The organism is Lacisediminihabitans sp. (assembly GCF_036404185.1).
Taxonomy (GTDB): Bacteria; Actinomycetota; Actinomycetes; order Actinomycetales; family Microbacteriaceae; genus Lacisediminihabitans.
This window is the reverse complement of record NZ_DASWPB010000221.1, coordinates 1-10,418: the sequence shown is the minus strand read 5'-3', so window position 1 is coordinate 10,418 and position 10,418 is coordinate 1. Positions and strand designations below refer to the sequence as shown.

Here is a 10,418-nt window from a genome sequence, read left to right as displayed (position 1 = left end):
GCCGGTGACGGCTACCTTGTCCGCCGGATAGCGAAGCAGGAAGCCGAAGCGCCAGGCGTTCGCCGCGAGCCACTTCCCCTGCGTCGTCTGACCGAAGCAGGCCGCGAGTGTGCACTGCAGCGGCACGGAGCCGATGTCGGCGGCCAGCCCCGTCTGGTGCTCGCTGTATCCCGGCCTGGCGCTCTGGGCATCCGCACCGGCCTGTCCGGAGCTCGTCACCCAGCCGTTGTAGACGGCGACCTGCGTCGTGTACGACCGGTACGCGCTTTGGAGCTCCATCGCCCCGCCGCCCTCGGCCTTCGCGGCGGCGAACATCGTGACCATCGCGTCCGCGGCCTCCTTGCGGAGCGGCGGCGGGTTCTGGTGGGCCACGGGGGTCTCCACCAGGTCGGGCGGCACGTAGTCCGCCGGCTGAAGCGGGCGCAGCTTGTTGGCCACCACCCAGATGCTCGTCGGGTCGTCGATCGAGAGCGCCTTGGCGTCGAAGGTCGGTGTCGGGCTCGGGACGGGGGTCGACGACGTCCGCGGGGTGGCGCTCGTCTTCGTCGGATGGGGGGCGGATGCGCGCGGCGACTCCGACCGACCGCGCGGGGTGGCGAAGGCCAGGACGCCGGCGATCACGAGGGCGACGACGATGACGGCGGAGACGATGCCGACGATCAGCCGTCTGCGGCGTGCGGATGTGCGCTGTCCCGGTGTCTGCTGTCCCATGCGGGGGGAGTCCATGCGGCCAGCCTATTCGCCGCCCCCCGCCCGCCTTCATCCGCGCGGTGTGTTGTCGACGGCGCGGCCGTACACGACGGGCACGGTGTCGACAACACACCGCGACGTTGAACTATGAGGGGGGGCGTGCTCAGGAGGCCGTGCGTCGTGGTTTTGCCTGCTGGGTGTCGTCCAGCGGGGCCTCTGCTGCGCCGATCTCGATGTCGACGATCGCGAACCGGGTCTCCGGGCCGATGACCAGCAGGTCGACGCCGCCCTGGTGGAGGAGCGGTACGAGCTCGGTCTCGTTCCTCGCGATCACGTCGCGAGCGTGTGCAACGAAGATGTCCGCCATGGTGGCGGTGGCGACATAGCTGCGGCCGCCGTGGTGCACGACTTTGGCCCACGCCTTGGGTTGTACACCGGACCGGTCATCGGGAGTGATCACTCGATGAGCCATGGTGTCTCCTTACTGTTCCAGACGCCTCATTGCGTCACCCATAAGGGGTACCAAAAGTTTAGGGCGGCACGGGTCGTGCCGGAAGGGATTGACGGGAGGGACCATACCTGCAAGCGGTCGATCCTTCCGGGCGTCGACGGTTATGGCGTGTCAGCCGTCGCTCCGCAATCGAGTCGCCATTCCATCGAGCACCAGATCGATGCTCGCCTGCAGTTGGGCATCGTCGAATGCCACAAGGTCCGCCTGCGCGAGGCGGTAGAGCACCGGGAGCTCGACGTCACCGTTCTCTTCGATCGCTCGCCTGACCGCGGGAGCCTGAGGATGTCCGGTCTGACGTCCCGCGATCACCCTCTCCCGCGCGGTGGCGGCGGCAATTCCCGCGAGCGTCGTGAGGCTCCTGGCGGCCGTCTCGTCGTCGAAACCGGCGGCGATCATGATCCCGAGGGTCTGCTCCACCGGCTCCAGCACGGCGACATCCGAGGGCGTCAGGCGTACATACGCGCCGAGCCCTCCCGAGGCCAGGACCGCATCGTGCATCGATACGGCGAGAAGCCGGCAGGCCTCGCGCCAGTCCGCTCCCGGTGCGATCGTCACGGGCGCGAATCGCACCGTGAAGGCGTCCAGGGCGATCAGCTCGCGCAACGTGTCCAGATCGTTGACGTGGTGATGCACGGCGGCACGATCGACGCCGAGACGGTCGGCGACGGCCTGCACCGTGATGCTTTCGGCCCCCAGTCCTCGTGCCGCCTCGACGATCCGTGCCTGGGTGAGCCCCGCACGGCTGCCGCGACCGCGCCGGCCGTTCCTCGTCGAATCGCTGGTGGACATACGCCCACGATATAACCAGGATCGCTTGTATTCACGACCGTGAATATCTACGCTGAGGGAGCGGCGCCAGGGCGACGCCGTTTCCGACATTGTGGAGATCGCTGATGACCGACAACCTTCCGCCTCTGACCGCTAACAGCACCATCGGAACCTGGCTGGCTGATCCCGTCGGCGGTCCCCTGATTCGTGGCCTGCTGGGGCAGGCTGGCGTCGGCGATGAGGCCCTCGCACCGGTGAGCGGCCTGCCGCTGCAGCAGCTCGTGGTGATGAGCCAGGGACAGATGCCGCAGTCCGTCGTCGACGACCTCGTGCTGCGGGCTAACGGCGGCGTCGTGCCGGAAGACACCGGCGAGTCATCCGGCTGGGTCGAGAGGGTGACGCCGGAACGCTTCGCGGGCAAGACGGTGATCGTCACCGGCGCCGCGTCCGGGATCGGCCGCGCCACGGCGACCCGCATCGCCCGGGAGGGCGGACGCGTCGTCGCCGTCGACATCAGCGCTGACCGGTTGGGAGAACTCGCCGGCTCTCTGCCGGATGCCGACATCGTGACGGTCGTGGGGGACATCACGAAGCAGGACGACATCGACGCGATCGCCGCCGCGGCAGGCGATCGGATCGATGGCCTCGCGAATGTCGCCGGGATCAATGACGACTTCTCGCCGTTGCACGAGACCAGCGACGCGATCTGGGATCGGGTGATCGGGATCAATCTGACCGGCGGATTCAAGCTGTCGCGTGCCGTCATCCCGGCGATGCTCGCAGTCGGTGCCGGTGCGATCGTCAACGTCGCCTCCGAGGCGGGGCTGCGGGGGAACGCATCCGGCAACGCGTACACCGTCTCCAAGCATGGAGTGGTCGGCCTGACCCGCAGCGCCGCCTTCATGTATGGACCGCAGGGACTGCGGATCAACGCGGTCGCGCCCGGCGGGGTCGCCACCGGCATCCCGATGCCGGCGCATCCGTCCGAGGCGGGCACGGCGCGGCTGTCGCCGTTCCAGAGCCAGATCCCGTCGATCGCGACCGCCGAGAAGCTTGCCGCGTCGATCACCTTCCTGCTCAGCGACGATGCGGTCAACATCAACGGTGCGGTGCTGCCATCGGACGGTGGATGGTCGGTGCAGTAGGCGTGGACATCGAGAAGGTCGATCCCGCCCTTCGCGAGGCGACGCGGAAACTGCCCGTTCCCGACGCGTCCAAGGCGTGGATGCGTGGCCTGATCCGGCTCTACCGGCCGGACGAGCGCATCGGGGACGGCGCTCTGCTCTGGATTCACGGTGGAGGCCTGCTGTTCGGCGATGCCCGCCAGGACGAGGTGCTCTGCGCCGAGACCGCCCATGAGCTCGGCATCCCCGTGGTCTCGGCCAACTATCGGTTCGCCCCGGATCACCCCTTCCCGGCTCCGCTCGACGACGTGCGGGCGGCATGGGCATGGCTGCAGGCGCACGCGGCGGAACTCGGTGTCGATCCCGCCCGGATCGTCGTCGGAGGGGAGAGCGCCGGTGCCGGGCTGGCCGCGTCCCTGGTCCAGCGGGTGCACGATGAGGGGGGAACGCAGCCGCTGGCCCAGTGGCTGTTCGCGCCGATGATCGACGATCGGACCGCCGCGGACGAGTCGCTCGATGCGATCGAGCACTGGGTGTGGAACAATCGCGCGAACCGGTTCGGATGGAGCGGTTATCTCGGCACGGCCTTCGGGCAGGCCGAGGCGCCCGCCTATGCGGCGGCCGCACGCAGGGTCGAGCTGTCCGGACTGCCGCGGACCTATATCGCGGTCGGCGACATCGAGCTCTTCTACGCCGAGGACGTGGACTACGCGAGGCGACTGGAGCGCGCCGGTGCGGAGGTGGTTCTCGATGTCGTGCCGGGCGCGCCGCACGGTTTCGAGAACTGGGCACGAGACACGGAACCCGCGAAAGCGCTCCTGCTGCGGGCGCGCGCCTGGCTTCGAGACGCGCTCGGCTGAGTGGATGTCGGCGACACGCCAAAAACACTAGATGTAGTGGAATGACAGGACTGTCATTCACGTTATATAGTGAGAACCCACGACGGCGCCGGCTTAACGCGCGGTGACGTGGGGGTGGATTTTACTCGAGGCTTAGGAGGTCCCAATGGACAACGACAACTTCGTCGGCGGATACGCGGTACCCGTCGACCCCATGGACGACCTGCAGTGCGAGAGCTGCCAGTAGGCAGCAGCGCCTGACGGGTCCCATCGGACTCGTGACGAGCCCCGGACAAATCGGAAACGGTCATCCGGGGCTTTGTCGTTAAGCTGGCAGGCGTGCCAGTGAATCCAGAACTCCAGGGACGGGTCTTCCCCCCGACGGAGCCGTACCTCGTCGGTCGCGAGAAGGTCCGCGAGTTCTCGCGGGCCGTCTTCGCGAGCAATCCCATCAACCTCGACGTGACCGCCGCGAGGGCGGCGGGCTATCCGGACGTCGTCGCGCCCCCCACGTTCGCCGTGGTCGTGCAGGAGTCGACGCTGCACCAGCTCCTCGAGGAGCCGGATGCCGGCATCGACTTCACGAGGGTCGTGCACGGCGACCAGCGCTTCACCTTCACCCGTCCGATCGTCGCCGGCGACACCCTGACCGCGACGCTCACGGTGGCGAGCGTGAAATCCCTCGGCGGCCATTCGATGGTCACGGCGGAATCGGCCATCGTCGACGCCGACGGCGCGCACGTGGTCACCGCGATCTCGACGCTCGTGGTCAGGGGCGACGAATGAGCGGGCTTGTTGACCTGAAGGTCGGCGACGTGGTGGCGGAGGCCGATTTCCCGCTGACCCGGGACTCCCTTGTGAGGTATGCCGGCGCATCCGGCGACTTCAACCCGATCCACTACCGCGACGACGTCGCCAGGTCGGTCGGACTGCCCGGCGTGCTCGCCCACGGGATGCTCACCATGGGGGTCGCCATCCAGCCGGTGATCGACTGGATCGGCGATCCCGCGAAGGTGCTCGACTATCAGGTGCGCTTCACCCGCCCGGTGCTCGTCGACGCGACCGACGGGGCGAGGGTCTTGGTGGTCGCGCGTGTCGGTGTCCTGGACGCGGAGGCGCAGACGGCTCGCATCGATCTGACCGTGACCTGCGGGGGCGAGACGGTGCTGGGCAAGGCCCAGGTGCGTGTGAGCCTGGCCTAGACCGGTGAACCTCTCGGAGCTCACCACGCTGCGGGTCGGCGGACCGGCCGACCGCGTGTATGCGCCGACCACGCCGGGGGAACTCGTCCGGACCGCCCTGGACGTATGGGCGACGGACGACGAGTGGCTGCTGCTCGGCGGCGGCTCCAACGTGGTCGTGGCCGACGAGGGACTGCCCGGAAGCCTGATTCGGGTGGTGACCCGGGGGATCGAGACGCTCGAGGTCGCGGGCGATGAGGTCGTCCTCCGCGTCCAGGCGGGGGAGCCCTGGGATGCCCTGGTGGCCCACACCGTCGAGAACGGTCTCGCCGGGCTCGAGGCGCTCTCCGGCATCCCGGGGTCGAGCGGCGCGGCACCCATCCAGAACATCGGGGCGTACGGGCAGGAGCTGGCCGCGAGCCTCGTGTCCGTCGAGTTCCTCTCCTGGGACACGGGCGAGCTGCTGCGGGTTCCCGTGAGCGAGCTCGAGCTGGGGTACCGGACCTCGGCGCTCAAGCGGGGCAGGCGGGGTCTCGTCGTCTCGATCGACCTGCGACTCGGCCGCACCGGGATGTCGACGGTCCGCTATCCCCAGCTGGCGACGGCACTCGGCGTGGCGTTCGGCGAGAGCCTGCCCGTGGCGAGCGTCCGCGCGGCCGTGCTCGCCCTCCGCGCGGGCAAGGGCATGCTGCTGGATGCCGCCGATCCCGACTCGGTGAGTGCGGGGTCGTTCTTCACCAACCCCATCGTGAGCGAGGAGTTCGCCAGGGGACTGCCCGCGGATGCGCCTCGCTGGCCGACCGAGCCGGAACGGGCCGCCCCGATCGTGGCCCCCCTCGAGAGCTTCCGTCCCGAGGACCTGCCGCCGATCGTGCCCGCCCGCCGCCGAATGAAGCTGAGCGCGGCCTGGCTCATCGAGCATTCCGGTGTTCCCCGCGGTTTCCGGCTGCCCGGCTCCCGAGCCGCGGTGTCGAGCAAGCACAGCCTGGCGCTCGTCAACACGGGCGACGCGACCGCGGCGGAGATCGCCGAACTGGCGCGATACATCCAGGCGATGGTGCTCGGCGCGTACGGCGTCATCCTGCAGCCGGAGCCCGTCCTCGTCGGAGTGCAGCTCTAGTCGGTGCCGGGTGCCGGGTGCCGGGTGTTCGGTTCCGGTGCTGCGCGCTGCCCGCTGTTCGGTTCCGGGTGCGGCCGCCGCCGCGGGAACCACCTTCTCCTTTTCGTCGTGTCACGTCAACCTGATGTCACGTTGACGTGACACGACGAAACAGAGACATCGGTTTGGGCGGCGACACGCCCGGGGAGATGGCCCGGATGGTGCGGCCCGGACGATGGGACAACCGGGAGGAGCTAACAGGAACGGCCCGGAACGGGAGGAAAGGGCAGCGCAGGAGGCGCGGGGTCAGCGCTTTAGCAGGCCGAGCTCCATGGCCAGCGTGACGGCGCGGGTGCGGTCGCTCACCCCGAGCTTCTCGAACACGTGCAGCAGGTGCGTCTTCACGGTCGCCTCGCTGAGGAACAGCGCCCCGGCGATGCGGGCGTTGCTGTTGCCCTGCGCGACCAGCGCGAGCACTTGCGTCTCCCTCTCGGTCAGGGTGACCGCCGGCGGACTCTTCACCCGTCGAACCAGCAGCGCCGCGATCGACGGGGCGAGGGCGACCTCTCCACGGGCCACCGAACGGATGCCGGCGAGGATCTCCTCCTGTGGCGCGGCCTTCAGCAGGTAGCCGCTGGCCCCCGCCTCGATCGCCGTCAGGATGCTCTCATCGGATTCGTAGGTCGTCAGCACGATGATCCGGATGCCCGGGTCGGCGGCCAGGATCCGGGCGGTCGCCTCGTCCCCGTCCAGAACGGGCATCCGGAGGTCCATGAGGACGAGGTCGGGCTTCAGGCGCGCCGCGAGCTCGACGGCCTGGCCCCCGTCGGCGGCCTCTCCGATGACCTCGAGGTCCGGTGCCGTCTGCAGCAGCGCGACGATGCCGCTGCGAACGATGGGATGGTCGTCGGCGACCAGGATGCTGATCACGCGGACGCCCCGACCGGGAGCGAGACCGTGAGGGTCGTGCCGGCGCCCGGCGAGCTTCTCAGCTCGAGAGTGCCGCCCACGAGCGCGAGCCTGTCCCGCATTCCGGGAAGGCCGAAGCCGGTACCCGCCGCGGAGGTCTCGAAGCCGGCGCCGTCGTCATTGACGGTGAGCGAGACCATGCCGTCCCCGCCTGCCAGCTCGACCGTCGCCGATCCCGCTCCGGAGTGCTTGCGCACGTTCGAGAGCGCCTCCTGCGCACTGCGCAGCAGCACCACCTCGGTGTCCCTGCCGAGTGTGTCTCTGCCGAACTCCACTGTCGTCTCCGTCTCGAAGGTCACGCGGATGCCGGTCTCCCGTTCGAACCGTGCGGCGAGCCGTTCGAGGGCGGCGGCGATCCCCCCGCCGAGCTCGACGGGCGCCGTCGCGGCGACGAGCGATCTGGTCTCGGCGAGCACGTCGCGGGCGTTCTCCTCGAGCAGCTCGAGCTGCTCGTCGAGCGCGGCCAGGTCGGTCACGGCGAGTTCGCGCCTGGCGCGCTGGGAGAGCATCACGAGACCGGTGAGGCTCTGGGCGATCGTGTCGTGGATCTCCCTGGCGAGTCGTTCGCGCTCGCTCGTGATGCCGGAGTCGCGGTGGATCACGGCGAGCTGCTCCTGGGTGGCCGTGAGCTCGTCGAGCAGTCGCTGACGTTCGGCGCTCAGCTCGGCGATGCGGCTGATCCACGACCCCAGCGCGAGGCTGAAGACGAGGGAGATGGACTCGACGACCGCGGCCTGGGCGAAGGAATCCGGTGACGGTCCGAGGCCGATGACGAAGCCCGCGCTCACCGAGAGCGCGAGCGCGACGTTCGCGACGACGGCCAGCCGGGTGCGGGGGATGGTCATCCACAGGATCGGAAACGAGATCGCCTGGATGACCGCCATGTTGGGGGAGCAGGCGACGGCGGCGCCGGAGCCGACGATGATCAGCAGCGAGAAGGGGAGGACGAACCGTCCGCCTCGCAGGGCGAGTCGGCCGATCGTGACGTAGGCCAGCGTGAGGAGGCCGAGCACGACCCATCCGCCGACACGCCAGGCCTCGCTCCGCGACCAGGTGGTGCCGTCGAGGATCGCGAGCACGACGACGGTCGTCCCGAAGGCCACATGCCACCAGCGATCACCGCGCATGGTCTCAGCCTCCCACTCGGAGGCCGTCTCGGGGGTCACGAGTCCTTGCGGATCCAGCGGAAGGTCACCCGGCAGAGCACGAGCCCGACGACGAGCCAGATGACGGTCGCCACCAGGATGCCGGAGAGGTTCCACGAGCCGCCCTGTTCCACCGCCTTGAAGCTGTCCGGCAGGAACACCGAGCGCATTCCCTGGGCCAGCCACTTGAGCGGGAAGAGGCTCGCGGTGTTCTGCAGCCAGCTCGGCAGCTGGGAGAAGGGCAGATACACCCCGGAGATGAACTGCAGGATGAGCGTGATGGGGATGATCACCGCGGTCGCGCTCTTGCCTGTCCTGGGCAGTGAGGAGAGGGCGATCCCGAGCACCGCGCAGGTGGTGACGCCGAGGAGGAACACCCAGACGAAGGTGAGCCACTTCGCGGGGTCCGTCGGCAGGGTGACCCGGAACACGACGCCGGCGACGAGGATGAGCAGCGCCGCCTGGAGCACGCCGGTCACGAGCACCTGGCCGATCTTGCCGATGAAGTAGCTGAACACCGGAAGCGGGGACCCGCCGAGGCGCTTGAGCGTGCCGTCGCTCTTCTCGCCGGCGATGTCGATGGACATGCTCTGCAGGCCGCTGAGCAGCAGGCCGGCGGCGAGCATTCCGGGCAGGTAGTAGTCGGCGGCCGTGACCGTGTTGCCCGCCGCGTCCTTGCCGAAGCTCGACGTGCTGAAGGCGACGGAGAAGATGGCGAGGAAGACCAGCGGGAACAGGAAGGTGAAGAACACCCCGTCGCCGCGACGGAAGTAGGCCCGTACCTCATAGCCGATGCGGCTGAAGCCGAGTCGGAGGGTGCGGCCGGCCGGCAGTGGCGGCGTCTGGATGGTCGTGGTGGTCATAGCGATGGCTCCAATTCCTGGGTGCTGTGGTCGTTCGCCGAGAGCAGCTCGAGGTAGACGTCCTCGAGGCTCGGTCGCACGATCTCGAGGCCCCGGGGCTCGCCCCCTGCCGCCACGAGCTCGGCGACGACGGCGCCGGGGGTGGTCGTCCTGCGCTCCTGGACGCCGGACGCATCCTGCCAGCGCACGATGGGCACGCGGGCCTCCGCGCCCCCGATCTCGTCGATCCTGCCGATGTCGATGAGCCTGCCCCCGGCGATGATGCCGGCCCGATCGCTGAGATATGCGGCCTCATCGAGGTAGTGCGTGGTGAGCAGGATCGTCGTCCCCTCCGTCTTGAGACCCTCGATGAGGCCCCAGAACTGGCGGCGCGCCTCCGGGTCGAAGCCGGTGGTCGGCTCGTCGAGGAAGAGCAGCTCCGGCCGTCCGATGATGCCGAGCGCGACATCCACCCGTCGGCGCTGCCCGCCGGACAGCTTGCGGATGAGCGTGTTCTCCTTGGTCTCGAGGCCGACGCCGACGATGACCTCGTCGACGTTCCTCGGGTTGGGGTAGTAGCCGGCGAAGTGGCTGAGCTGCTCGCGCACCGTGACGTCACCGCTCTCGCCCGTGTTCTGCAGGACGATGCCGAGGCGCGCCTTCCAGGCGATGCCGCCCCTGTGCGGGTCGACACCGAGCACGCTCGCCTCGCCTCCGCTGCGATCGCGGTAGCCCTCGAGGACCTCGATGGTGGTGCTCTTGCCCGCACCGTTCGGGCCGAGCAGGGCGAAGGTCTCGCCCTGCTCGATGTCGAAGCTCACGCCGTCGAGGGCGACGAACCCGCCGTACTGCTTGCGGAGGTCCCGCACGCTCACGTGCGGGGATCTCTCCTGATGGTTCGCGGAAGTTGTCATGCCCCCATGGTGGCTCCGGCCGCATCCATGGGCAACGGTGTACCGGTTAGAGCCGGGTCAACCGATCGGTGGATGCCCGACGCAGCACGGCGAGCAGGCCGGACACCAGGAGGATCGCGCCGGCGACCACCACCACGACCAGCCAGACCTGGCCGCCGTCGAGACCGCCGAGCCAGTCGGCGAAGGCGGCTCTCCTCGTCGTGGATCCGCCCACGAACAGGATGCCCACTGCCACGAGGGAGACGAAGGCTCCCCAGACGATCGCCGCCCAGCGCACCCTCGGGCCGGTCACGGTCGTGTTCTCCTCGTTGTTCTCGCTCATTTCGAGTCCTCTCC

General features: G+C 69.1%; 13 protein-coding genes. 5 read left to right on the top strand and 8 right to left on the bottom strand.

The features are described from left to right. The 3 genes from VGC18_RS15525 to VGC18_RS15515 all read right to left on the bottom strand — a co-directional run. A partial coding sequence (locus VGC18_RS15525; RefSeq protein WP_331099049.1) for a M15 family metallopeptidase occupies positions 1–726 on the bottom strand: 726 nt, incomplete at its 3' end. A gap of 127 nt (positions 727–853) precedes the next feature. Then, on the bottom strand, positions 854–1,162 hold the full coding sequence (locus VGC18_RS15520) for a hypothetical protein (protein ID WP_331099047.1): 309 nt from the start codon (positions 1,160–1,162) through the stop codon (positions 854–856). A 150-nt stretch (positions 1,163–1,312) separates the two neighbouring features. Next, positions 1,313–1,990, bottom strand: a complete 678-nt coding sequence (locus tag VGC18_RS15515; protein WP_331099045.1) for a TetR/AcrR family transcriptional regulator C-terminal domain-containing protein — start codon at positions 1,988–1,990, stop codon at positions 1,313–1,315. A gap of 104 nt (positions 1,991–2,094) precedes the next feature. On the opposite strand from VGC18_RS15515, the gene VGC18_RS15510 reads away from it, so the two are divergent. The 5 genes from VGC18_RS15510 (at position 2,095) to VGC18_RS15490 (ending at position 6,233) form a co-directional block, all read left to right on the top strand. Then, a complete protein-coding gene (locus VGC18_RS15510) occupies positions 2,095–3,114 on the top strand; it encodes an SDR family NAD(P)-dependent oxidoreductase (RefSeq protein ID WP_331099043.1) in 1,020 nt (339 codons plus the stop codon). Further along, complete coding sequence (locus VGC18_RS15505) at positions 3,099–3,953, top strand: alpha/beta hydrolase (RefSeq protein ID WP_331099041.1); 855 nt, start codon at positions 3,099–3,101, stop codon at positions 3,951–3,953. Before VGC18_RS15510 ends, VGC18_RS15505 begins: the two co-directional genes overlap by 16 nt. A gap of 318 nt (positions 3,954–4,271) precedes the next feature. Continuing rightward, positions 4,272–4,718 (top strand): FAS1-like dehydratase domain-containing protein, encoded by a 447-nt coding sequence (locus VGC18_RS15500; RefSeq protein ID WP_331099039.1) that lies wholly within the window; start codon positions 4,272–4,274, stop codon positions 4,716–4,718. Next, the gene (locus tag VGC18_RS15495; RefSeq protein WP_331099037.1) at positions 4,715–5,134 is read left to right on the top strand and encodes a MaoC family dehydratase; all 420 of its coding nucleotides are present in this window, start codon (positions 4,715–4,717) and stop codon (positions 5,132–5,134) included. The genes VGC18_RS15500 and VGC18_RS15495 overlap by 4 nt, the downstream gene beginning before the upstream one ends. 4 nt (positions 5,135–5,138) lie before the next feature. Further along, positions 5,139–6,233: a UDP-N-acetylmuramate dehydrogenase gene (locus VGC18_RS15490; RefSeq protein ID WP_331099035.1), complete on the top strand. Its 1,095-nt coding sequence runs from the start codon at positions 5,139–5,141 to the stop codon at positions 6,231–6,233. A gap of 285 nt (positions 6,234–6,518) precedes the next feature. Here VGC18_RS15490 and VGC18_RS15485 read toward each other — a convergent pair whose 3' ends face one another. The 5 genes from VGC18_RS15485 to VGC18_RS15465 form a co-directional block, all read right to left on the bottom strand. Further along, positions 6,519–7,142: a response regulator transcription factor gene (locus VGC18_RS15485; protein WP_331099033.1), complete on the bottom strand. Its 624-nt coding sequence runs from the start codon at positions 7,140–7,142 to the stop codon at positions 6,519–6,521. Further along, a complete protein-coding gene (locus tag VGC18_RS15480) occupies positions 7,139–8,347 on the bottom strand; it encodes a sensor histidine kinase (RefSeq protein WP_331099030.1) in 1,209 nt (402 codons plus the stop codon). The genes VGC18_RS15485 and VGC18_RS15480 overlap by 4 nt, the downstream gene beginning before the upstream one ends. Next, on the bottom strand, positions 8,344–9,189 hold the full coding sequence (locus tag VGC18_RS15475; protein WP_331099028.1) for an ABC transporter permease: 846 nt from the start codon (positions 9,187–9,189) through the stop codon (positions 8,344–8,346). Before VGC18_RS15475 ends, VGC18_RS15480 begins: the two co-directional genes overlap by 4 nt. After that, a complete protein-coding gene (locus VGC18_RS15470) occupies positions 9,186–10,082 on the bottom strand; it encodes an ABC transporter ATP-binding protein (RefSeq protein ID WP_331099026.1) in 897 nt (298 codons plus the stop codon). The genes VGC18_RS15475 and VGC18_RS15470 overlap by 4 nt, the downstream gene beginning before the upstream one ends. A gap of 46 nt (positions 10,083–10,128) precedes the next feature. Continuing rightward, positions 10,129–10,418: hypothetical protein (locus VGC18_RS15465; protein ID WP_331099024.1), on the bottom strand; the 290-nt coding region annotated here is incomplete at its 5' end.